Genomic DNA, 23,908 nt, shown 5'->3' on the forward strand with positions numbered 1-23,908 from the left:
AAAAACCTTCTTTTTATGAAGATAAAAAACAGCACTAAGCGGGCGGAATTGTCAGGTCTTGCACCTTTTTCTTTACTCTTCCTCTGCCTTGCTGTCCTGACCGTCTGGTATTGGTTTTTGAGCTTCACTCAACTCCAGAATAGCCTGATTCAAAGAAAACATCTTCTTATCAAGCATATTGACCACATCTGCACAGGCTTTCAATTCCTGCTGCAGATATGCCGGCGCATTACCTTCAAATTTATAATATATCTTATGCTCCAGACTTGCCCAGAAATCCATGGCAACTGTTCTGATCTGAACCTCTACCTTAGTATCAACCGGTCCATCCGTCAGATAAATTGGTATGGTCACTACCATGTGGTAGCTTTTATATCCGTTAGGCTTAGGATTTTCAATGTAATCCTTTACATAAAGGACTGTTACATCACTTTGCTTTGTTATCATCTCAGCAATCTGGTAAATATCTGAAGTAAACGAGCAGATAATCCTGATTCCTGCAATATCGTTTAACTTTTCCACCATATTATCTATGGTCACATCGTATCCGTACCGTTTTAATTTTTTAACAATACTGTCTGGTGTCTTAAGTCTTGACTTGATGTGCTCAATGGGGTTGTAATTATAGATATGCACAAACTCATTATTGAGTATTTCTATTTTTGTATTAATCTCCCTTAATGCAGAATCATACAAAAATATAATGGATTTCCACTGGTCAACCTGATTAAATGATTTGGGAATATTCATTCCACATTCCCCCTCTCCTTGGAAACCTGTCGGGTCAGTGAGACAGGGGCAGCCCGATAGACAGCCCCTGCTACTCCTTTCATAGTATACCATAGAAACCCAATATTTTATATTCTTTTTCCCCAGTTTCTAAAATTTTAATCCTTTCAGAAGATTGGCAAGTCCGGTGGATGCACTTCCCTCTTCCTTGTAATCAAAGATCTCTTCTGACTCTTCCTCGCCGGCTTCCACCGCTTTCATACTCAGGCTGATCTTATTATCTGCAGTTGAAAGAATTTTAACCTTTACAGTCTGCCCTTCTTTTAAAACAACGCCGGGATGCTTGATTCTCTGATTGCTGATCTGGGATATATGAAGGAGACCGGAAAGACCATTTTCCAAATTGATAAATGCACCATAATCCTTAATGGTATCAACGGTTCCTTCCATAACTGCACCGGCCTGGCATTTTGCAATTTTCCGGTTCGTTTCTTCCTTCTGTTTTAATAAAGCAGGTTCCTTTCCGGAGAGAACCAGCCTGTTATTTTCTTCATCCGCAGTAATCACCGTAACATCTATGGTTTTTCCACTGAACTCCTCCAGATCCTCAACATACTCTGCAGCCAGTTTGGACGCTGGAATAAATCCACGGATTCCTTCCAGGTAAACCACTGCTCCGCCTTTTACAATCTCTGCGATCTTTACCTTCATAATGGTGCGGTCTTCCATCATGGTCTTTAATTTATCCCAGGCTGCCTGATCATTCTGAAGCTTTCTTGAGAGCACGATATTGCCCTCCCCGTCATCAGTTTTAACAACGGTTGCGGTGATTTCATCTCCATTATGAATCTCCAGAAGAGGGTTGAAATCAGGATCACTGCTTAAGTCTTCTTTGTTAATAATCCCTTCTGCGTAATATTTCAGATCCAGAAATACCTGGTCCTCACTTACACGGATGACTGTTCCGGTTATTGTATCACCTTCTCTGACACGTTTAAAGGATGCCTCCAGCTCTGCTTTATAATCATCCATGGTTTCCACACGCTCCTGCGGGATAGCGTCTGTCTTCATCTCTTCTTCCATAAGAATTCCTCCATTCATAAAATACCTTATTTCAGGCATAATCTAAGTATATATTTAACACATCCCGCCTGATATTTCTATAGTTTTCTCAGGAAAAATATGTTATATTTTAAGAAATATATATACCTGCCGGTATCTTAAGAGCCGGTTTACAATAGAAAGGACAAACATGATGAAGGACATAATGGACCTGCATACTCACACTGTGGCAAGTGGACACGCATACAGCACCCTGTATGAAATGGCAAGATCTGCCTCTGAGAAAGGACTTTCTCTGATGGGTTCCACAGACCATGCACCAAAAATGCCAGGAACATGCAACGAATTTTATTTTATTAACTTTAAAGTGATCCCACGCACGCTCTACGGAGTTCATATTATCATGGGAGCGGAGCTGAATATACTGGATTATTCCGGCCGGGTAGATTTAAGTGACGGGCTTCTTGGAAAACTGGATTATACCATTGCAAGCATTCACGACCCCTGCTACGAAAACGGAACCATGTCACAGAATACAAGCGCCTATATTGGCGCCATTGAAAATCCTCATGTAAAAATCATCGGTCACCCGGATGACAGCCGCTTTCCTGTGGATTATGACACCCTGGTTTCTGCGGCGGCCCAAAACCACACTCTTTTAGAGGTCAACTCCAGTTCTCTCCACCCCTTAAGCGCCCGAATGAATGCAAGGGAAAACTATCAGGTTATGCTGGATTTATGCCGCCATTACGGAGCATCTGTTATCATAAACAGCGATGCCCATATTGAAGCTGATGTTGGTAATCATGTCCGTGCACTGGAGCTTCTTGATGAGATTTCCTTTCCCCGGGACCTGATTGTAAACAGCTCCCTTGAACGGCTTTTACCCTATATCCCTAAGCTGGAGGCTTATATATGATTAACTTCCTGAACCTGGAATATTTCCTGGCTGTTGCAGAAGAATTAAATATTACAAGAGCTGCAAAGAGGCTCTATATCTCCCAGCAGTCCTTAAGCAACCATATTTCCAATATGGAAAAAGAATTTGATGTTCAGCTTTTTAACCGGACCATGCCTTTAACCCTGACCTATGCAGGCCGTGCCTTAAAAATCAGGGCAAAGGAGCTGCTGGATTTAAAGGATGAGACATACCGCCAGTTAGCAGATATAAAAGATTTTACCATTGGACAGCTTTCCATTGGAGTGTCCCATACCAGAGGACGTTTTCTCCTTCCTGTCATCCTTCCTGCATTTCAGGAGAAGTTTCCCAATATTGAGCTTCATCTGGTAGAAGGAAATTCCTCTGAACTGAGCAATGCACTGATTCACGGTGACATTGATTTAATGATTGACCTCCTCCCATTTAAAGCGGAGAATGTGGAAACGGTCCCCATCTGTGAAGAAGAGATTCTTCTTGTTGTTCCTGACCAGATTTTAGACCGGTACTTTCCTGGCAGACAGGAAGAGATTAAGAAGGAACTGGAAACCAACGCGGATGTTACTATTTTAAAGGATTGTCCCTATCTCCTTATTAATAAAGGAAACCGGGTGCGCACCATTGCAGACGAGATATTCGAAGAGGCACAGCTTACTCCTGCCATTCTTCTGGAAACAGAAAATATTGAAACAGTTCTCGCCCTTGCCTCAAAGGGTATGGGGATCACCTTTTATCCCAAGATGTTTATGTCAGGCAGCCAGGACGGTGCCGTCACAGTTATGAAAAAAGCAGGTTTAAACTATTTTTCATTGAATTACATGAGGAGCCATGGAATACTTGCATTCGGCTGCCATAAGGGAAGATACTTATCCCAGGCTACAGAAGAATTTATAAGGATAGCTAAGGAACACATATAGATTATAACTGCAGATTGACAAACGAAGCTGAATCATATATTATTATATAGTAACAATTACTAATATAATTATTATTTTTGTAGAAAAGGAGCGGCCATGAAAACATTAAAGTACAGCCGTCAACGGGAATCTATTAAGACCAGCTTAATGGCGCGGCATGATCACCCCACTGCAGACGCCTTATACACATCAATTCGCGAAGAGTTTCCCAATATCAGCCTTGGTACCGTTTACCGGAATTTAAACCTGCTGGTGGAATTGGGAGAGATTCAAAAGCTGACTTGCGGAGATGGCGCCGACCACTTTGATGCGGACACATCACCCCATTATCATTTTGTATGCAGGAACTGCGGTCAGGTATATGATCTGCCTATGGAATCTATGGACAGTATCAATGATCTGGCTCAAAAACATGCAAACGGCAAGGTCGACAGCCATAAGATTTATTTTTACGGCACTTGTAACGATTGTCTGGAAAATAATTGAGAATTTCTCTTGACAGGGGATAAAACTTGTGGTAAATTAATATCAGTAATCATTACTATTTTTGATTACCACAATTTAATAAATCAAAAAATTATAATAAAAGGAGACATGAGATCATGAAGAAATGGGTTTGTACAGTATGCGGTTATGTTCACGAAGGAGACACAGCTCCGGAATTCTGTCCAGTATGTAAAGCTGGTTCCGAGAAATTTAAATTACAGGACGAAGATATGTCCTGGGCCTGCGAGCATGAAATTGGTGTAGCTCAGGGTTCTCCGGAAGATATTATGAAGGATTTAAGAGCGAACTTTGAAGGTGAATGTACAGAGGTTGGTATGTATCTTGCCATGTCCAGAGCTGCTCATAGAGAAGGCTATCCGGAAATCGGCTTATACTATGAAAAGGCTGCTTTTGAAGAGGCTGAGCATGCTTCTAAATTTGCTGAATTATTAGGTGAATGTGTTACTTCCAGCACAAAGAAAAACCTGGAATTACGGGTAGCTGCTGAGAACGGAGCAACTGCAGGTAAATTTGATCTTGCAAAACGTGCCAAAGCATTAAACTTAGATGCAATTCATGATACCGTACATGAGATGGCTAAGGATGAAGCCCGTCACGGAAAAGCATTTAAAGGCTTACTGGAAAGATACTTCGGCTAAATCCATTTTCTGACAGGAGGGTTATACGATGTCTAAATATGCAGGTACAAAAACAGAACAGAATTTAAAGGATGCGTTTGCCGGGGAATCCATGGCAAGGAATAAGTATACTTATTATGCATCGGCTGCAAAAAAGGCCGGATATGAGCAGATGGCTGCATTATATCTGGAAACTGCGGACCAGGAAAAGGAACATGCCAAGATGTGGTTTAAAGAACTGCACGGAATTGGCACTCCGGAAGAAAACCTTGTGGATGCTGCAGAAGGTGAAAACTATGAGTGGACGGATATGTATAAAAGAATGGCACAAGAAGCCAGGGCAGAAGGGTTCACTGAGCTTGCACTGAAGTTTGAATTTGTGGGTAAAGTGGAAGCAGCTCATGAAAAGAGATATCTTAAACTGTTAGACAGTTTAAAGAATGATAAGACCTTTAAAGGGGATGCTCCTCTTGGCTGGAAGTGCCGCAACTGCGGTTATATTCATGAAGGTGCTGATGCTCCTGAGATCTGTCCGGTATGCGCTCATCCGAAAGCCTATTTTGAAAGAAAAGCTGAAAATTACTAAAGCACTGCCGTAAACTCTCCGATACGGCACAAAAGATGCAGCAGTCAGAAGAACCCGATTCTTCTGACTGCTGCATCTTTTTTCGTTATTCATCCCCTGAAACCTGTACTTGTGCTGCTTTTTGGGCAAGCTCCTCATAGTACTTTGACTGTTTCACATCACCTGCCTGCCTATAACAGCTGGCCAGCTTAAGCAGAGGGAACTCTCCGGAATACCGGATATTTAGTTCACTATCCGTCTCGTATGCTGCATTATAAAACCAGATCACAGCTTCCTGCAAATCTCCTTTTTCTAAAAAATACTCTCCTACGTCATAGCAGACTTCCGCACTTGCCATTTTACAGGCCACATTCTTCAGTGCATTCTTTAAGATCTGATCAGCATCCTGCCTGATCCTTGCGCTTCTGGTCAGAACGCACTGAATGATTTTCAATTCTTCCTCTTCCCTTTCTTCTGACAGCAGACCGGCAAAATACCCTTCTGCATCCAGAAAGTCCTGATCTTCACCGGAAACAAACAGTTCTCTGGCATACATGGTACGAAGCTTCTTAGACAGAGGAATATCTTTTTTTATCAGCTTTTGAAAAATTCCAAAGTCCCGTTTTGAATGATTTCCTTCCGGCATATGTATAATCTCTATCTCGCTGTCAAATATCACGGGTTCTAAGCGGACGGTCTCATGAACGGGATCCTGCCACTCAAACCTTCTGTTTCTTTTGAATAACTTGGGACGTAACTCAGTATCAAAGTTATAAGTTGTATTAAACTGAAGCTGATTGGTGTATTTCATCTGTACAATTTCTATTTCAGGCAGGATACACTGCTTTAAATGAAGAAACCGTTTCCTGTTTTCTTCATCAATTACCTCGTCGGCATCTGCCACATAGATATAATCCATCTCCGCTTTTCCAAAGGAAAAATTCCTTGCAGCTGCAAAATCATCCACCCAGGCAAAATCAAAGATCCTGCATCCGAACTGTTCTCCGATCTCCCTTGTTTTGTCTGTTGATCCGGTATCTACAAGAACGATCTCATCAACCAGATCCTTCAGGCTTAAAAGACAGCGGGCCAATACATTTTCTTCATTTTTTACAATCAGACATGCACTGACAGTAATCATCTCTTTTGTACCTCTTCCCTCTCATTTCTTCCTTCTATTTTATCACTTTTATTTCTTTTGTACAGCAGGTTTCAATTCTCCACTGTCTTAACCGAATATTGTGGACAAGGAGAGCCGGCTTGAACAGGAAAGACGGGATTATGATCATAGGGGGACATGGAAAAGTTGGGCAATACATTGCAAGAGAGCTAAGGTACTATAACTTAATTCTGGCTGGACGGGATGAAGGAAAAATAAAAGGATTTTTAGACAAGGAAAAAATACAGGCAGAAGCTCTTAAAATGGATATCAATAATATTGACTTTACAAAAATGCAGGGTATTTGTTTTGTCGTTGTGTGCGTTGACCAGAAAAACACCTTACTTCTTGAATTCTGTGATAAACATGCAATTGATTATATGGATGTAACGGCAAACTCTGAATATATAGAAAAAATTCAGCAACTGCAGCTTAGTGGAACAAGCAGAATACTCCTGGGCATTGGATTAGCTCCGGGTCTGACCAACCTTCTTGCAGAAAAATTTGTCAGTATGTACCCTTCTGCCAAAAATATAAAGATACAGCTTATTTTAGGTCTGGGAGAGAAACACGGAGATGCTGCGATCAGATGGACATTAGATAATTTTTTAAAAGAATACTGTCATAAAACTCTTGGACAGATCAGACCATTTAAATGGAAAAGCACCGTTAAGATTAGACAAAAACGATTACGAACTTATAATTTTAATTTTGTTGACCAGCACATGTTAAATAATAAATATCCGGATAAGAATTTTACAACATATTTAGGCTTCGAGTTTGGTGACTATGGATTTGAAAAAAGGCCTGCTGGATATTTCTGATATCATCAGTGTAGAAGAAATAGCGCATAATGAATTGTTTGGATTGAGATTTATTACCCAGAACCACCACCCCTCATGAGTGAGGGGTGAGGTCTGTTATTTAAATAACACGGTTTTTAATAGAACCAATTTCCTCTATAATACATTCCACCTCATCACCTGCAGTCAGAAATCTGGGCGGATCAAAGCCCATTCCCACCCCTTTCGGAGTTCCGGTGGATATAATGGTTCCGGCCTTCAGCGTCATGCCTTTTGACAGCTCACTGATTATGTGGTCAATTGGGAATATCATATGACGGGTATTGCTGTCCTGCCTCAGTTCTCCGTTTACCTTAGACTGAATGGAAAGCTCAGGCGGATAGGAAATGGAATTGGATGTGAGAATGCAGGGCCCCATGGGAGTGAATCCATCCAGACTCTTCCCGAAATACCACTGCTTATGGGCTGTCTGTATGTTACGTGCGCTCACATCGTTAATTATGGTATAACCAAATATATAATCTGCTGCGTTCTCTGCTGGCACATCTTTTGCATCTTTTCCGATTATAACGGCTAACTCGGCTTCATAATCCAGGCTGTCCACAATATCACTGTGGCTTACTATTTCACCATATGGGGCAACTGCTTCATTCACTCTCTTTGAGAAATAGACAGCGTAGTTTCTCTCTCCGTCAAACGTCTCTTTTTTATAACGCGCTGACTCCTCGGCATGTTCCATGTAATTAAGACCCAGACAGATAATATCCTGATCTGGTGTCAGAATCGGGGCCAGGAGGGTAACTTCCTTCATCATAGCGGCTCCTACGATGTTGCTGCTGTCGGGATCCAGTCCGGATGCGTGTTCAAGCAGGTCCCGTTCTGACCGGCTCAGTCCCTTTACAACTTCCAGCATCTCTGTGTATTCCATACCAAAAGCCTTAAGAGGGAATACCCACATCTCATCCCTGCTCACGACCCCGATATCTCTTCTACGGTCAACCTCGTAAGTAACTAACTTCATAAAATCCTCCTTTTACATGAACCATAACTCTTCCCTGGTGGTAGAAATCGCATCCGCTCCGGCATGAAAAGCAGCCATAATATCTTTCTTGTCCGATATCAGCCCGCCTGCGATAATGGGAATATTGGTATATCTGCGGATCTCCTCCAGTGCTTTGGGCATAACTCCGGGCATAATCTCAACCATATCCGGATGGTAGGTGTCAATCTGCTTTTTTGTGGTACTCATGGCAAGAGAATCAATGATAAAAGTTCTCTGAATCCCGAATAAGCCCAATTCCACCGCGCGCTTTACAAGCAGCGGCTTCGTACTGATGATCCCATCCGCACAAGTATTTTCCCGGATGAAATCTACTACAATTTCTTTTGAATTGAGACCATGGGTTAGATCTGCATGTACCATAGCATACTTTCCATGCTCTTTTATCTGCCGTACTATGTTTCCGATGTTTAGTATACTTCCGTAAAGAACAAACACGACCTGGCATTCTGAATCAAAACACCGCTTTAACCCGCCTTCATCCTTTACTGCCGCAATCACCGGAGATGTCTCCAGCAGTTCAATTGCTTTCATTTTAGTCCCTCCGCGCCCAAAAATCTATGGATCTTGTTCTACTTTATCAATCCTTCCCACCACCGTCAAGAAATATTTTCGCTAATATTGATTATATTTTGAAAGTAATGCCCTGTTTCCGGCTTTTGGGGCAGCAAATGTATTAAAATAACCCGCAGCAAATGCTGCGGGTTTCCTGCATCATCGGGAACTTTTTACATTTCTTGTGGCAACGATGGGCACTCCGGTGCCTGCGCAGTTTTCAATAATTACATCTCCGATTGCTACCGGGGCATGAACGGAGGCACTTTGAATCTCTTTCATACAGTCAAAGATTTTGCCTTTTGGAATATCTGTTTTTGTCTTTACAGGAACCATGGCAAATTCTCCGTCAATTACCTTTACTGTGGATGTTACAACCCTGGTTGGGCTTAATACCTCTTTCTCCCCATACTCTGCACCTCTGGCACAGGAATTGCCGGTTACAGTTACCGTACCATTCTCCATACGTACCGTTAAAGGACAGCCCAGGGGACAGCAGATACAGATCAGTTCACGCTCTTCCATATTAATCCTCCTCTGTGCAGATTACGATTTCTGCCAAATCCGGATATTTTTCCAGACTTTCTTTTTTTATTCCTACCTGTTCCATCTCTCCAGGCGCAAGAACCTTTTTCTTCTTGTGATATACCCGCTCTCCATCATAATAGACGCTGATATACCGGTCCCGGTACACATCTGAAACACGGAATCGGATCTTCCACTGGTCTGCATCAGAATCCCGGCTTACAAACTGGGGAACTGTATAACGGACACCATTTACAGCCCGGATCTTTATATTGGAGGAGGGAGACTCCTCTTTTTGGGAGACAGCATAGGCTGCTGCACTTTTTCCTGCCAGTGCCGCTTCTTCGGATACATAATCCACCAGATCATGAACATGAAGTACATTTCCGCAGGCAAATATTCCTTCTGCGCTGGTTTCTAACCGGTCATTTACCACAGGACCGCCGGTTATCTGGTCAAGATTCACCCCTGCGCTTTTGGAAAGTTCATTTTCCGGAATCAGTCCGACAGACAGAAGAAGGGTATCACAGGAATAATACTCCTCGGTTCCCGGAACCGGTCTGCGCTTTTCATCTACTTTGGCCAGTGTGACTCCTGTAACACGTTCCTTTCCATGTATCTCTACCACCGTATGGCTTAATTTTAACGGAATCCCATAATCATCCAGGCACTGCACAATGTTTCTCTTTAAGCCTCCGGAATAGGGCATAAGTTCGGCTACCACTTTCACTTTGGCTCCCTCCAGGGTCATACGTCTTGCCATAATAAGACCGATGTCTCCGGAACCCAGTATCACTACTTCTTTTCCCACTTCATAGCCTTCCAGGTTCATAAGACGCTGGGCAGTTCCTGCGGAATAAATCCCGGCGGGACGATAGCCTGGTATGTTAAGGGCTCCCCTGGGACGTTCCCTGCATCCCATTGCCAGGATTACGGCTCCTGCCTTTATCTGAATTAAGCCCTCCTCACGGCTGATAACCGTCAGGACCCTGTCACTGCTGATGGAGAGAACCATGGTATTAAGCTTATATGGAATATGCTCTTTTTCAATAATATCAATATAGCGGGAGGCATATTCCGGCCCTGTCAGTTCTTCCTTAAATGTATGAAGACCAAATCCATTATGAATACACTGATTTAATATACCGCCCAGGTGGCCTTCCCGTTCCAGTATCAGTATATCCTGAGTGCCCGCTTCTCTGGCAGCTGCAGCTGCAGCCAGACCTGCCGGACCTCCGCCGATAATAACGATTTCATGCTCTGTCATGTCACTCTCCTCCTTGTCTTTTGCCTGTCAGCAAATTGGATCCGGATCTGTTTTTACAGATATCCTCCATCCGTCTCCCAGTTTCCCTGGCCAGTATTTCCATTGTCTTCGGAATACAGAATCCTGACTGGCAGCGGCCCATTCCTGCACGTACACGGCGTTTGATTCCATCTATGGAGACTGCACCCAGGGTCCTGTTAATTGCATCTGCAATCTCTCCCTCGCTGACACCTTCACAGCGGCAGATGATCGTTCCGTATCTGGGATCGTTTTTAATAAGTTCTGCCCGCTCTTTTAGGGAAAGCTTCTGTGGATTAACAATCCCTTTTCTGGTTTCTATAAAATCTTCCTTCTTTTGCACATTGAATCTTTTTGCTATCAGCTCTGCCAGATAAACACCTACTGCAGGAGCGCTGGAAAGGCCAGGAGATTCCATGCCTGCTGCATCAAAGAAACCATCTGCGTCCTTAACTTCTCCGACTACAAAATCATCTCCCTCCTCATGGGCACGAAGACCGGAAAATGAGGTAATCACCTGACGGAACGGAACGTTATTAACGCCCCAGGCAGCCTTTTCCATGATATCGGCCAGCTCCTTCGCAGTTGTGGAGGTCTCCTCCCGGTCCTGTACGTTGACTGCTGTCGGACCGGTTAAAAGATTGCCATGGACCGTAGGTGTTACCAGAATTCCTTTTCCCATTTTACCGGGAAGCTGAAAGATGGTATGTGACACAAGAGTTCCTGCTTCCTTGTCAAGAAGACAGTAATCACCTTTTCTTGGAATAATATGAAGTTTATTTTCACTGACCATATTGTGAATCACATCAGAGTAGACCCCTGCCGCATTGACCACATAGGAAGCATGAATGATTTTATCCCGGGAAATCAAATCGTAACCGGAACTGGTTTTGTTAATCTGTTCAATCTCTGTCTCAAACAGGAAGTCGGTTCCATTGTCACAGGCATTCTCTGCCAGAGCGATGGTTAATCCGAATGGACATACAATCCCCCCTGTGGGAGCATATAAAGCACTTGTTACTGTTTCAGATACACTTGGCTCCATCGCCCGGACTTCGTCTCCAGTCAGTATTGTCAGCTGGGGTACTCCGTTTTCTATGCCTTTTTCGTACAGTGCATTAAGAGCAGGTCTGTCATCTTCCGAAAAGCAAAGTACCAGGGAGCCGTTTCTGACAAAGGAAAAATCCAGTTTTTCTGAAAGTTCTCCCATCATGCGGTTACCTTCTGTATTAAATTTTGCCTTTAATGAGCCGGGCTCTGCGTCATAGCCTGCATGAACTATGGCACTGTTGGATTTTGATGTACCGGAACAGACATCTTCCTCCCGTTCAATGACACAGATTTTCAGCTGATAGCGGGACAGCTCTCTTGCTATGGCACAGCCGGTCACTCCGCCGCCGATGATCGCCGCATCGTAATTTAATTCCTTCATAATTCATTCCTCCAAATCTGTGATATTCCTGTTTTGCCAGGATTATAGAAAAAAAGAGTAAGGAAAATAAACGGATAGCTCCGTAATATCATCCTTACTCTTTCGTCTCAAAGGTTATTTATTCACTTGTCATAATGCTAACACAATTTAAATCTGATTGTCAAGATAATTGTGGATCTCCTAGTCCTCATCCTGAGACCAGTAAAGGGCACATCTGACTGCCCGTTTCCAGCCCTTAATACGCTTTTTACGGCATTCCTCTTCCATCTGTCTGTCAAAGGTTTTAGAAGACTCCCAGTTCTTCTTAATCTCTTCCCTGTCTTTCCAGTACCCCACAGCCAGACCAGCCAGATACGCAGCTCCCAGCGCAGTTGTTTCAATGCATTTAGGTCTGACAATCCGGGTATCTAAAACATCTGCCTGAAACTGCATAAGGAAATTATTGGCACAGGCTCCGCCGTCTACCCGCAGCTCTTTTAAATGAATCTGGGAATCCTGCTCCATAGCTTCAATCAGATCATGAACCTGATAAGCCATGGATTCCAGCGTAGCCCGGATAAACTGCTCCTTGCTGGTTCCTCTGGTCACACCCACAATGGTCCCTCTTGCGTACTGATCCCAGTAAGGGGCACCAAGACCCGCAAATGCCGGCACCACATAGACACCGCCGGTATCTTCCACTTCCTGGGCATACTCTTCTGTCTGATCAGCTGTACGCACCATGCGCATGGCATCCCGCAGCCATTGAATAGCCGCACCTGCAACAAAGACACTGCCTTCCAGAGCATACTGAATCCGGTCCTGATCACTGGCTGCAATAGTAGTCAGCAGTCCATGTTCGGATATTACCGCTTTTTCTCCTGTATTCATCAGAAGAAAGCACCCGGTTCCGTATGTATTCTTAACCTCACCCGCTTCAAAACAGCACTGTCCGAATAAAGCTGCCTGCTGGTCTCCTGCTGCCCCTGCAATGGGGATTTTCCCGCCCATTACATCAGAGGAGGTATAGCCGTAAACACAGCTTGAAGGCTTCACATCCGGAAGCATGGCTTTGGGTATATGAAAATAGTTCAGAATATCCTCATCCCAGCATTTTCTGTGAATGTCAAACAACATGGTTCTTGAAGCATTGGTATAGTCCGTCACATGGATGCAGCCTTTGGTCAGATTCCAGATCAGCCAGCTGTCTACAGTACCGAAAAGCAGTTCTCCACGCTCCGCCCTTTCTCTGGCCCCTTCCACGTGATCCAGAATCCACTCAATCTTACTTCCGGAAAAGTACGCGTCCGGAATCAGTCCGGTCCGTTCCCTGATCAGCCCATCAAGACCTTCTTCCTTTAACCGGCCAATCCTGTCAGCAGTTCTCCTGCACTGCCATACAATGGCATTATAGACCGGCTCTCCTGTCTCCTTATCCCACACAACAGTTGTTTCCCTCTGGTTAGTGATTCCAATAGCAGCAATGTCACTGTAATGCGCCCCAATTTTCCCCATGGCCTCCATGGTCACCGATAGCTGTGACGACCATATCTCCATAGGATCGTGCTCCACCCAGCCTGGTTTTGGAAAAATCTGCCTGAATTCTTTTTGTGCCTCGCTGCAGACGCCCCCTTTCTCATCAAACAGAATACACCGGGAACTGGTGGTTCCCTGATCCATAGCAATTACGTATTTTCCCATGATACCTTCCCCTTCCGTCTTTTTTCATTTTGTTAATTTTTTACCAAACAATAAAGAAAGAGCCTTGATAATGAACGGTTCCCCGCACTCATCACCTGGCTCTGTAATCTCTTAGGCTTATTATAAATAATACAAATTTATACTACCATACGAGCGAAAATATGTCAAGTTCTACAAAAAACCTAGTGCAGACTTTCCCGGATTGTCTTCATGGCCTGAATAATAAGGGTCGGAAGAATAGCAAATATAAAGATGGTGACAAACTGCCTTCCTGTTAAGTCCGCAACATAAAAAAGATTATGAAGCCCCGGAATAAAAAGAACCGCACCCAAAAGAACTGCACCGGCTTCAAATGCCATGATGCTCCATAAGTTGCTGCCAAGACCAATTTTTAGTATGGAATGACTGCTGCGGCAGTTAAAGCCATGAAAAAGTCTGGCAAGCGTCAATGTGGAAAATGCCATGGTACTGGCTGCAGCCTCGCTGCCGGTCAGCAGTCCAGTACTGTAGGCTGCCATGGTACAAACCGCAATCAGGGTCCCCTGAAACAGAATCACAAGGATAAATCTTTTTGTTAATATTCCCTCTTTTGGATTTCTGGGCTTTTGGGACAGGAGATCCGCTTCCGCCTGTTCCATGCCGATTGCAATGGCTGGAAGGGAATCTGTCAGAAGGTTGATAAATAGCAGATGTACCGGTGCAAACGGAATGGGCAGAGCTGCAAGGGAGGTATAAAGAACGCATAAAATACCCGCCATATTTCCTGAAAGAAGGAATTTTATGGCATTGCGGATATTCCGGTAAACATTCCGTCCATTGGAAACTGCCTTGATAATTGTGGCAAAATTATCGTCCGTCAGAATCATGGAAGAGGCCTCCTTGGAAACCTCCGTTCCCATCTGTCCCATGGCGACCCCGATATCCGCCTGTTTTAACGCAGGAGCGTCATTGACGCCATCTCCTGTCATAGCTACTATATGGCCCTTCTTCTGCCAGGCCCGGACGATTCTGATCTTATGTTCCGGAGAAACCCTGGCATACACACTGATGGATTCCAGACGGTGGCCCAGCTCATCCTCCGTCATATCATCAAGCTCAGGACCGCTGACTGCCAGGTCATCTTCCTCCAGTATCCCGATCCGCTCCGCTATGGCTGCTGCCGTAATTTTATGATCTCCTGTTATCATGACGGGATAGATTCCCGCTCTTCTGGCATTTGAGACTGCATTTTTTGATTCCGGGCGGGGAGGATCCATCATGGATACCATGCCGAGGAAGGTAAACCCGTTTTCTGAATTTTCGGATAGCTTTTCCTGCTTATCCATTTCCCTGCAGACAAAGGTAAGAACACGAAGTCCCTGGGCGGAAAACATCATGTTCTGCTCCATAAGCATCTGCTTGTCACCGTCTCTTAAAGGGCGGACTCCATCCGACGACCAGATATGAGTTATCCTGGGAAGCAGGATATCAACCGCACCCTTTGTTAATAAAACGTTCTTACCTTCCAGATAGTGGAGGGTACTCATCAGCTTTCTTTTAGAGTCAAAGGGAACCTCTCCTAATCGTGGGTGGCAGGATCTGACCGCTTCATCGTCTACCCCTGCCCGCTCTGCCATTAATATCAGCGCGGTTTCTGTGGGTTCACCGTTTAACTGCCCATCGACATGGCTGGAATCATTATTTAAGACAGCATCGTATAATAGATATTTATGTACGGGAATCTCTGGCTTTAGCATCTCAGGAAGATAAAGCCTGTTGTTTACAAAAACCTGCTGAACCGTCATGCGGTTCTGCGTCAGCGTTCCTGTCTTATCGGAGCAGATAACGGATACGCATCCCAGGCTTTCGACCGCTTTTAAGTCTTTAATGATGGCGTTTTCTCCTGCCATTTTCTGGGTTCCCATCGCCTGTACAATAGTGACAATGGAGCTGAGCGCCTCAGGTATGGCAGCAACAGCCAGCGCCACCGCAAACATAAGAGAATCCAAAACCGGCATTTTTCTGTATAAACTTAATCCAAAAACAATGGCACAGATTGCTAAAATAGCTGCTGCCAGTCTGCTGCCAAACTGATCCAGACTCAACTGAAGAGGTGTCTTTTTCTCTCCGGCATCATTCATTAATGAAGCGATTCTTCCTATTTCCGTATTCATACCCGTTCCGGTAACAACGGCTATTGCCCTGCCTGCTGCGACCTGGGAACCGGAAAAAACCATATTGGACTGTTCGGCCAGAGGAACCTTTTCCATGCGCAGCCTTCCGGTATGCTTTTCTACATTTACGGATTCTCCGGTTAAGGAGCTTTCGTTGACCATCAGGGAATAATTTTCCAGTATGCGGCCGTCTGCAGCCACCATATCTCCTGCCTCCAGCAAAAGAATATCTCCCGGCACAATCTCTTCTGACAGAACTTCCTTATTTCTCCCATCCCGTCTCACCCATGCCACCGGCGCAGATAAGGACATCAGACTGTCTAAGGATTTTTCTGCCTTTTGGTGCTGTACTGTTCCAAGGATTGCATTTAGCAGTAATACTGCAAAGATTACACCGGTGCTTTCCACGTCACCTGATATCATGGAAATTACTGCGGCTATAATCAGGATTATGACCAATAAATCTTTAAACTGATCTAGAAATACTTCAAAGGCACTCTTCCGTTTTGCTTTTTTCAGCAGATTGGGTCCATGCATCTGCCTGCGCCTTAAAACTTCTTCGGAATTTAGTCCACTCCTGTCAGCATGAAGCTGTTTTAGGACTTCATCCTCTGATAATCGAAACCATTCTTCCATTATGACGCTCCTTCCCGTTTCTCCTACTATGGTATGAATCAGGAAGTGAGTTTCATGAATGAATTTCCCTGCGGCAGTTTCTTGTGAGAGTAACTATTGCATGTAACCGTTTTTTTTATTATAATTTGATTGAATACAGCCAATTGTTCTACCGGCTTAACAGCCTTTCAGAAAGGATCTGATTTATATGGAAAAAATAACAAGCTTTACCATCAATCATTTAAAGCTGCTTCCAGGTATCTATGTCTCCCGCAAAGACAAGGTCAATGATACCACAATTACCACATTTGACATTCGCATGACCAGACCGAATTTCGAGCCAGTCATGAATACGGCAGAGATACACACCATCGAGCATTTAGGTGCAACATTTCTAAGAAATCACGAAACATTTGCTTCCAGGGTTTTATACTTTGGTCCGATGGGCTGCCGCACCGGTTTCTACCTTCTTTTAGCAGGAGATTACAAGTCCAGAGATATCGTCCCGCTGATCACGGAGATGTATGAATTCATGCGTGATTTTGAGGAAGAGATCCCAGGCGCTGCAGCCAGAGACTGCGGAAACTATCTGGATATGAACCCAGGCATGGCAAAATATCTTGCAAGAAAATTCTTAGACACCGTTCTCTACGGAATTGATGACGAGCATCTCATTTATCCGGCAGACTAACAGTGGATAACAGCACCATACCGCAGCCCCCATAGATCTGCTTTGAACCAGCCGCAGGAGTATGGGGGCTTCTTCGTTTTTCCTTCAACAAAATCTTATTGATAAAACTTGACCATTTAGGTGCAGTATGTTAATCTTATAACGTGGAGGTGCGATATGCTCATTACCAGAGAATGCGATTATGCAATAAGGATCATAAGAGCCTTATCATCGGGCGATATCATGAACGTTCCTACGATCTGTGAGAAAGAATCACTCACTTCAGCCATTACTTATAAGATGGCAAGAAAGCTGGAGAAAGCGGGATTAATTAAAAGCTATCGTGGAAGCGCGGGAGGCTATGCCTTAAACTGTGATCTGGAACGCACAACTTTATATGATATTCTGACTGTCATAGATTCCAACATGCTGCTGATTGAATGCATGCAGTCCGGCTATGACTGTTTAGTGAACCAGCCCAAGCAGCCCTGCCTGGCTCACAGAGAGTTCTTAAGAATTCAGATGAATCTCAATAAAGAATTAAAAGAGTGTTCTTTGGCCAAGCTTCTGCACGGATAATTTTTTTATTTTAATCTTTACCAAAATGGTATAGAATCAAAAGGAGGAAAAAACAATGAATCAATGTTACGGGTGCAATACCTGTCAAAGCGCCGACAAACCTTTAGAATCATTTATCTCTGCCTTACCGATGGAAACGTCTCACCACCGGGTTGAAAAACAAAGCACCAAATGCGGGTTTGGTCTTCAGGGAGTCTGCTGCAGACTCTGTGCCAACGGTCCATGCCGTATTACCCCGGATGCGCCCCGCGGAATCTGCGGAGCGGATGCAGACACCATTGTTACAAGGAATTTCTTAAGAGCGGTGGCCTCAGGAAGCGGCTGTTACATACACATTGTTGAAAATACAGCATTAAACTTAAAAAATACAGCTAAAGTGAAAGGGGAATTAAAAGGATTAAAATCTCTGGATCATCTGGCAGATATTTTCGGAATCGTAGAATCTGATGTATACAAAAAAGCAGAGAAAGTCGCTGATGCGGTCATTGCTGATCTGTATAAACCGGAATATGTGGAAATGGAGCTGACGGAAAAAGTCGCATACGCGCCTAGAGTTGCCCGCTGGAAAGAGCTGGGAATCATGCCGGGAGGTGCGAAGTCAGAAGTATTTAAAGGTGTGGTCAAATGTTCCACCAACTTAAACTCCGACCCCCTGGATATGCTGGTTGACTGCTTAAGACTGGGAGTCTCCACGGGCATTTACGGACTGACTCTTACAAACCTTTTAAACGATGTACTTTTAGGACAGCCGGAGCTTCGTATGGCTCCCGTAGGACTTCGTGTGATTGACCCTGATTATATTAACATCATGATTACCGGACACCAGCACACCATCTTTGTCGATCTCCAGGAGCAGCTTACCACTCCGGAAGCAATTGCCAAAGCAAAAGCGGCAGGAGCCAAAGGCTTTAAGCTGGTTGGCTGTACCTGTGTAGGGCAGGATCTGCAGCTGCGAGGCGCTCATTACCAGGAGGTGTTTGACGGCCATGCAGGAAACAACTACACCAGTGAAGCAATCCTTGCAACCGGAGCAATTGATGCGGTTCTTTCCGAGTTTAACTGCACACTTCCAGGTATTGAGCCTATCTGTGATGAACTTAAGATCAAACAGATCTGTCTTGATGATGTGGCGAAAAAATCAAATGCAGAACTGATGAAATTTGATTTTGACCACCGCAGGGAACAGAGCCAAAAGATCATCGACAAGGTAATAAAATCCTATCAGGAACGCCGCGGTACAGTCCCCTTAAATCTTCTTCCGGACCATGGTTATGACAATACTCTGACCGGAGTCAGCGAAGGTTCCTTAAAAGACTTCCTCGGCGGAAGCTGGAAGCCGCTGATTGATTTAATTGTATCCGGAGATATCAAGGGTATCGCAGGAGTGGTAGGCTGTTCCAACTTAACAGCCGGAGGCCATGATGTTCTTACTGTTGAACTGACAAAGGAACTGATTGCCAAAGACATCATTGTCCTTACTGCCGGCTGTTCTTCAGGCGGCATTGAAAACTGCGGACTGATGACACCGGAAGCAGCAGAATATGCAGGTCCCAAATTAAGAGAAGTCTGTAAAAAGCTGGGCATTCCGCCGGTTCTTAATTTCGGTCCCTGCCTTGCCATCGGACGCCTTGAAATAGTTGCTACGGAAATTGCACAGGAACTGGGCGTTGATCTTCCCAAACTTCCTCTGGTTCTTTCCGCAGCTCAGTGGCTGGAGGAACAGGCTCTGGCAGATGGCTGCTTCGGTCTGGCTCTTGGTCTTCCTCTTCATTTAGGACTTCCTCCCTTTGTGACAGGAAGCAAGGTTGCTGTTAAAGTTCTCACGGACGGTATGAAATCATTAACCGGCGGTCAGGTAATTATCAATAATGACGCTGTGGAAAGTGCTGATATACTGGAAAAAATTATTATGGAGAAGCGGAACGGTCTTAATATATAGGAGGAGGGCATATGAAACGTATATTCATTGATGAAGCCAAATGCGACGGGTGCAAGAACTGTGTACTCGCCTGTATGCAGGCACATAGAAAAGATGGCGGAAGCATTTATGATCTGGATTTAACCAATCCGGAAAATGAATCCAGAAATCACATCGTCATGAAAGGGAACGGTCACTATGCTCCCATCTTCTGCCGCCACTGCGACCAGCCGGAATGTGTGATGTCCTGTATGAGCGGGGCTCTTACAAAGGACGAGAAATCCGGTCACGTATATTACGACGAAGTAAAGTGCGGTTCCTGCTTCATGTGTGTGATGAACTGCCCTTACGGTGTGCTAAAAGCGGATACAACCACAAAAACCAAAGTGATCAAATGTGACTTCTGCCTGGAACACAACAGCGAACCAAGCTGCGTTAAAGCATGTCCGACAAAGGCGATTTATGTAAAGGAGGTGGAATGATGACTCATGTAATTATCGGCGCAGGAGCTGCAGGAATTTCGGCTGCAAAAACCATCCGGAAGCTGGATGCCAAAGCGGATATCATCATGGTGTCGGTTGACGACCAGGTCCATTCCCGGTGTATGCTTCACAAATACTTAAGCCATGAACGGGATGAGTCATCTCTTTCCTTTATACCGGCAGATTTCTTTGAAACCCTGGGAATCACATGGTTAAAAAACAGGGAAGCGGTTCGTATAGATGCAAAGAAGCAGACCGTTACTCTGGATGATGGCACAGAGCTTTCCTTTGACCGCCTTCTTATTGCCACAGGCGCACGCAGCGTGATCCCTCCCATCCCCAATTTAAGGGAAGCAAAGAATGTATTCGGTCTCAGGGATTTAAGTGACGCGAAACAGATCCGAAAGCTGGCCAGTACTGCAGAAAAAATTCTCATATTAGGTTCTGGTCTTGTTGGCATGGATGCTGCATACGCATTTCTGGAACAGAAGAAAGATGTGACGGTTCTGGAGCTGGCTGACCGCATTCTTCCCAAACAGCTGGACGAAAAAGCCGGAAAGGCATATCAGAACTTATTTGAACAGCACGGCTGCAAATTCGTACTGGGGCGGAAAGCTGTTTTAACCACTATGCCGGAAAATGATCTGATCACTTCTGTTATGCTGGATGACGGAACGATTCTGGAGTGCGATATGATTATTGTGGCTGCCGGAGTACGCCCTGCAGCTGACTGCACGGAGAATTGTGAAATCGCGGTTGACCGCTTTATTAAGGTGAATGAATACATGGAAACAACCTGCAGCAATATCTATGCGGCAGGAGATGTAAACGGAATCGCCGCCATCTGGCCCAATGCCATGAAGCAGGGGCACACAGCCGCCTGCAATATGTGCGGAGTTCCCACACCTTATGAAGATCCTTATGGCATGAAAAATACCATGAACTTTTATGGCCTTACAACACTTTCCATTGGTGACGGAATCGCAAAAGACGGAGATCTGGTCCTGTCGCAGGAGGATTCAAGCTGTTATAAGAGAGCAATTTTACGTAATGGGCGTTTACAAAGTATTCTGATCCAAGGTCCTATAGATTACACCGGTATTTACCAGTATCTAATAAAGAATCAGATCTCTCTTGAAACAGTAAAGACGGATGTGTTTCATTTGTCTTTCGCAGACTTTTATGGAACAGACTTCCGCGGACAGTATACTTATACGATAAATGCTTAATAATCTAAACAGTAGCAGGTACCGGCTGAAACAAATCACCGGTTGTCCTGCTGCTGTTTTATTTTATATATTAGATGCTTCTAAAACTTTTGTTTAGAATGCTGAATTATTCCGCAATACTTCAGTAAGGCTTTGTAAAAACTACTATTATTTGGTATTATTATTATGGTAGTCAATCTGCCGGGTGGTTTCCATCTCCAAAAGGAGGTGGTGATTGTGAACACTTATGAGGAATTTATGGTAATCATAAATATTGCAGCATTAATCGTTGCAATACTTACATACGTGAAACACAGTGACAAAGGTACAAAAAAATAATCACCCAGCCGACCAAAGCAATTGGTGATTATTTTTTAAATAATTAAACAAGAATTTGGAAGCCACTCTGTGGAGTTGGCTACCATTTGTACCTTCAGAATAACACGATTTTATAAACTTGTCAAATGGGAGTGTCCTTACTGCCTTATGCAAGCATAAATATTTAGAATAAAGGACTGCTCTTACAATCAGCATATATGGCACTGCATCGTGGGGTGCACGGAATTCCCCTAATTGGAATTTGAAAACATGACCAGTTATATTTGTCTCTCTCTTTGAAGTTTTGCATCTTCTTCCTGTCACTGCTTTATCAATGTCTCTTAATCTGTAAATAAATCCAGCTGCTCAAAGTCCAGTGTTTCATATGCTGATGTATTGTCTTCAACTATGTGGTTGGCCGCAATGGTAACGCGCCTGACTAATAGGCCTGTATCCATAATCTTAAAGTATAATTTCATCACTGCATCCATATTTAGTATAGTCGAGAATGTCCGTTTGCCAATATTTGCAGTACCATTCGCATGTTTTGGGATTTTACACCCATAGTGGTCTGTGACACCCTCCCCCTTGTAGGACTTGCGGATTTTCGGATCTGTCAGGTTCTCTATATCATAACCTATTGTTAGGACAACCTGATCTGTAACAAGCCCCTTATCTACCAGATCAAGGACAAGTAAGTCGGTCATCTCCTGCACAATAGCTTTGCCTTTTCAAAACTATCCTTGACATAATGTATCAGATTACTCCAAAGGGAAAACTGGAATTAGAGACCTGGCTGTTGGAAGAAACGCAGTTGCAGCCTGTGCGCTCTGAATTTATGCTGAAATTATTATTCTCCAGCGACCAGCCAAAAGAGCATATCATAAAAATGTTGGAGAACTATAAACAAGTCCATGTGGAAAAACGGGAAAAATACCTGAAAATGCAGCATGAACTGGATCAGGGAATTGAAGAAATAACAAAAGAACGAGCCCGTTTTCTAAACGCCATGCTCCGCAGAGGTATTTTATCCTGTGAAGCCACCATCTGCTGGTGTGATGAAACCATGGAAACCGGCCTTTAACAGATTCGCTTGAAACCATTTGTGGTCTGTGATAGTATCATCATAAGACAGATTACAACTGCTTTCAGAAAGGAATCATATATGTTTAAAGTGCTGATCCCCAGAACAATTTCACATACAGGTACAGAATATTTAAAGGAAAAAGGCTGCGAGCTTCTATTATCTGCTCCGGCCTCTTTGGAGGACCCCGTATGGGAACAATGTCATGCCATACTCACAGGCCCCAGCAGAAAGCTCCGGTACGACAAAAATCTGCTGGACCGGTGTGAAAACCTGAAAGTGATTTCCAGCTTTAGTGCAGGTGTAGACTATATCGATACCGCTTATGCAGAGAAGCTGGGCATTCAGGTGACCAATTCCGGTGATGCCAACTCCAATGCAGTCGCAGAACATACCATTTTTTTCATGCTTGCCTGTGCGAAAAACCATCAGATTATGACTGAGGCGGTGAAAAAAAGCGACTTTTCAATCCGTAAGGATGTATTTAACACAGAACTGTCCGGTCTCACCCTGGGGCTTATTGGTTTTGGAAATATAGGAAAGCTGGTAGCAAGAAAAGCCGCCATGGGATTCGATATGAAGGTCATCGTCTATGATCATCATTTAACCTCCGGCAATGCCCCCCTGGGTGTTACTCCCGTGTCTTCACCGGAAGAAGTTTACAAAAATGCTGATGTTATATCCCTTCATGTCCCCTATTCCGAAAAGAACAGGTACATGATAGCAAAAAGACAGCTGGATATGATGAAGCCATTTGCTATTTTAATCAATGTCTCAAGAGGCGGACTGATCCGGGAAGATGATTTAATCCAGGCTGTTAAAGACAAAAAAATAAAAGGGGCTGCTCTTGATGTGTTTGAAAAGGAGCCCCTTCCCGCAGACAGCAGTCTGCTTCAATATGAAAATATTATTGTTTCTCCCCACTGCGCAGCCAACACCCGGGAATCACTGGACCGTATGGAGCTTTTTGCAGCAATGGATATCTGGAGGGTATTAAATGGAGAAAGACCGGAATTTCCGGTCAATCATCCTATACTCCCCTGACAAG

At 44.1% G+C, this 23,908-nt stretch carries 24 protein-coding genes and 1 pseudogene; 14 read left to right on the forward strand and 11 right to left on the reverse strand.

Annotated features, from left to right (window positions below; all coding sequences use genetic code 11):
• Positions 1 to 72 precede the first annotated feature (72 nt).
• Both CRO04_RS16845 and CRO04_RS16850 read right to left on the reverse strand, forming a co-directional pair.
• Positions 73 to 750, reverse strand: coding sequence for a GTP pyrophosphokinase (locus CRO04_RS16845; RefSeq protein ID WP_097005407.1), 678 nt, complete (start codon positions 748 to 750; stop codon positions 73 to 75).
• 129 nt (positions 751 to 879) lie between these two features.
• The gene (locus CRO04_RS16850; protein ID WP_242974525.1) at positions 880 to 1,812 is read right to left on the reverse strand and encodes a S1 RNA-binding domain-containing protein; all 933 of its coding nucleotides are present in this window, start codon (positions 1,810 to 1,812) and stop codon (positions 880 to 882) included.
• A 172-nt stretch (positions 1,813 to 1,984) separates the two neighbouring features.
• Here CRO04_RS16850 and CRO04_RS16855 point away from each other — a divergent pair, with 172 nt between their 5' ends.
• The 5 genes from CRO04_RS16855 (at position 1,985) to rbr (ending at position 5,355) form a co-directional block, all read left to right on the forward strand.
• Complete coding sequence (locus CRO04_RS16855) at positions 1,985 to 2,710, forward strand: phosphatase (RefSeq protein ID WP_097005500.1); 726 nt, start codon at positions 1,985 to 1,987, stop codon at positions 2,708 to 2,710.
• Positions 2,707 to 3,645: a LysR family transcriptional regulator gene (locus CRO04_RS16860; protein WP_097005408.1), complete on the forward strand. Its 939-nt coding sequence runs from the start codon at positions 2,707 to 2,709 to the stop codon at positions 3,643 to 3,645. Before CRO04_RS16855 ends, CRO04_RS16860 begins: the two co-directional genes overlap by 4 nt.
• Before the next feature lie 96 nt (positions 3,646 to 3,741).
• Complete coding sequence (locus tag CRO04_RS16865) at positions 3,742 to 4,131, forward strand: Fur family transcriptional regulator (RefSeq protein WP_097005409.1); 390 nt, start codon at positions 3,742 to 3,744, stop codon at positions 4,129 to 4,131.
• A gap of 116 nt (positions 4,132 to 4,247) precedes the next feature.
• Entirely contained in the window at positions 4,248 to 4,790 is a 543-nt protein-coding gene (locus CRO04_RS16870) for an NADH peroxidase (RefSeq protein ID WP_097005410.1), read from the forward strand.
• 28 nt (positions 4,791 to 4,818) lie between these two features.
• Positions 4,819 to 5,355 (forward strand): rubrerythrin, encoded by a 537-nt coding sequence (gene rbr / locus CRO04_RS16875; RefSeq protein WP_097005411.1) that lies wholly within the window; start codon positions 4,819 to 4,821, stop codon positions 5,353 to 5,355.
• Between the two features lie 85 nt (positions 5,356 to 5,440).
• On the opposite strand, the gene CRO04_RS16880 is transcribed toward rbr, so the two are convergent.
• Positions 5,441 to 6,475, reverse strand: a complete 1,035-nt coding sequence (locus tag CRO04_RS16880) for a glycosyltransferase family 2 protein (RefSeq protein WP_097005412.1) — start codon at positions 6,473 to 6,475, stop codon at positions 5,441 to 5,443.
• Positions 6,476 to 6,594: 119 nt separating this feature from the next.
• Here CRO04_RS16880 and CRO04_RS16885 point away from each other — a divergent pair, with 119 nt between their 5' ends.
• A complete protein-coding gene (locus tag CRO04_RS16885) occupies positions 6,595 to 7,317 on the forward strand; it encodes a hypothetical protein (RefSeq protein WP_097005413.1) in 723 nt (240 codons plus the stop codon).
• Positions 7,318 to 7,417: 100 nt separating this feature from the next.
• On the opposite strand, the gene CRO04_RS16890 is transcribed toward CRO04_RS16885, so the two are convergent.
• From CRO04_RS16890 to CRO04_RS16920, 7 genes are all read right to left on the reverse strand, one after another.
• Positions 7,418 to 8,317 (reverse strand): fumarylacetoacetate hydrolase family protein, encoded by a 900-nt coding sequence (locus CRO04_RS16890; RefSeq protein ID WP_097005414.1) that lies wholly within the window; start codon positions 8,315 to 8,317, stop codon positions 7,418 to 7,420.
• A 12-nt stretch (positions 8,318 to 8,329) separates the two neighbouring features.
• Positions 8,330 to 8,890, reverse strand: a complete 561-nt coding sequence (locus CRO04_RS16895; protein WP_097005415.1) for a glycerol-3-phosphate responsive antiterminator — start codon at positions 8,888 to 8,890, stop codon at positions 8,330 to 8,332.
• A 180-nt stretch (positions 8,891 to 9,070) separates the two neighbouring features.
• Positions 9,071 to 9,436 carry a DUF1667 domain-containing protein gene (locus CRO04_RS16900; RefSeq protein ID WP_097005416.1) on the reverse strand — a complete coding sequence of 122 codons (366 nt, stop codon included), beginning with the start codon at positions 9,434 to 9,436 and terminating at the stop codon, positions 9,071 to 9,073.
• 1 nt (position 9,437) lies between these two features.
• Positions 9,438 to 10,703: an NAD(P)/FAD-dependent oxidoreductase gene (locus CRO04_RS16905; protein WP_097005417.1), complete on the reverse strand. Its 1,266-nt coding sequence runs from the start codon at positions 10,701 to 10,703 to the stop codon at positions 9,438 to 9,440.
• Between the two features lies 1 nt (position 10,704).
• On the reverse strand, positions 10,705 to 12,153 hold the full coding sequence (locus tag CRO04_RS16910) for an NAD(P)/FAD-dependent oxidoreductase (protein ID WP_097005418.1): 1,449 nt from the start codon (positions 12,151 to 12,153) through the stop codon (positions 10,705 to 10,707).
• 180 nt (positions 12,154 to 12,333) lie between these two features.
• Entirely contained in the window at positions 12,334 to 13,833 is a 1,500-nt protein-coding gene (gene glpK, locus CRO04_RS16915; RefSeq protein WP_097005419.1) for a glycerol kinase GlpK, read from the reverse strand.
• Positions 13,834 to 14,015: 182 nt separating this feature from the next.
• Positions 14,016 to 16,622, reverse strand: a complete 2,607-nt coding sequence (locus CRO04_RS16920) for a cation-translocating P-type ATPase (protein WP_097005420.1) — start codon at positions 16,620 to 16,622, stop codon at positions 14,016 to 14,018.
• Positions 16,623 to 16,809: 187 nt separating this feature from the next.
• Here CRO04_RS16920 and CRO04_RS16925 point away from each other — a divergent pair, with 187 nt between their 5' ends.
• From CRO04_RS16925 to CRO04_RS26890, 6 genes are all read left to right on the forward strand, one after another.
• Positions 16,810 to 17,292 (forward strand): S-ribosylhomocysteine lyase, encoded by a 483-nt coding sequence (locus CRO04_RS16925; RefSeq protein ID WP_097005421.1) that lies wholly within the window; start codon positions 16,810 to 16,812, stop codon positions 17,290 to 17,292.
• A gap of 156 nt (positions 17,293 to 17,448) precedes the next feature.
• Positions 17,449 to 17,850, forward strand: coding sequence for an RrF2 family transcriptional regulator (locus CRO04_RS16930; RefSeq protein ID WP_097005422.1), 402 nt, complete (start codon positions 17,449 to 17,451; stop codon positions 17,848 to 17,850).
• Positions 17,851 to 17,905: 55 nt separating this feature from the next.
• Entirely contained in the window at positions 17,906 to 19,789 is a 1,884-nt protein-coding gene (gene cooS / locus CRO04_RS16935; RefSeq protein WP_097005423.1) for an anaerobic carbon-monoxide dehydrogenase catalytic subunit, read from the forward strand.
• Between the two features lie 11 nt (positions 19,790 to 19,800).
• Positions 19,801 to 20,250, forward strand: coding sequence for a 4Fe-4S dicluster domain-containing protein (locus tag CRO04_RS16940; RefSeq protein ID WP_097005424.1), 450 nt, complete (start codon positions 19,801 to 19,803; stop codon positions 20,248 to 20,250).
• Entirely contained in the window at positions 20,250 to 21,479 is a 1,230-nt protein-coding gene (locus CRO04_RS16945) for an FAD-dependent oxidoreductase (protein WP_097005425.1), read from the forward strand. The genes CRO04_RS16940 and CRO04_RS16945 overlap by 1 nt, the downstream gene beginning before the upstream one ends.
• A gap of 216 nt (positions 21,480 to 21,695) precedes the next feature.
• Positions 21,696 to 21,797 carry a putative holin-like toxin gene (locus tag CRO04_RS26890; protein ID WP_242974527.1) on the forward strand — a complete coding sequence of 34 codons (102 nt, stop codon included), beginning with the start codon at positions 21,696 to 21,698 and terminating at the stop codon, positions 21,795 to 21,797.
• A gap of 323 nt (positions 21,798 to 22,120) precedes the next feature.
• Here the strand turns inward: CRO04_RS26890 and CRO04_RS16950 are convergent.
• Positions 22,121 to 22,507, reverse strand: a pseudogene (locus CRO04_RS16950) (hypothetical protein); the annotation flags it as partial.
• Positions 22,508 to 22,575: 68 nt separating this feature from the next.
• Between CRO04_RS16950 and CRO04_RS16955 the strand changes: the two are divergent.
• Entirely contained in the window at positions 22,576 to 22,860 is a 285-nt protein-coding gene (locus CRO04_RS16955) for a hypothetical protein (RefSeq protein WP_166432596.1), read from the forward strand.
• A gap of 9 nt (positions 22,861 to 22,869) precedes the next feature.
• Positions 22,870 to 23,904 (forward strand): hydroxyacid dehydrogenase, encoded by a 1,035-nt coding sequence (locus CRO04_RS16960; RefSeq protein ID WP_141400999.1) that lies wholly within the window; start codon positions 22,870 to 22,872, stop codon positions 23,902 to 23,904.
• Positions 23,905 to 23,908: the final 4 nt, after the last annotated feature.

Source organism: Lacrimispora amygdalina (assembly GCF_900205965.1).
GTDB classification, from domain to species: Bacteria; Bacillota; Clostridia; order Lachnospirales; family Lachnospiraceae; genus Lacrimispora; species Lacrimispora amygdalina_A.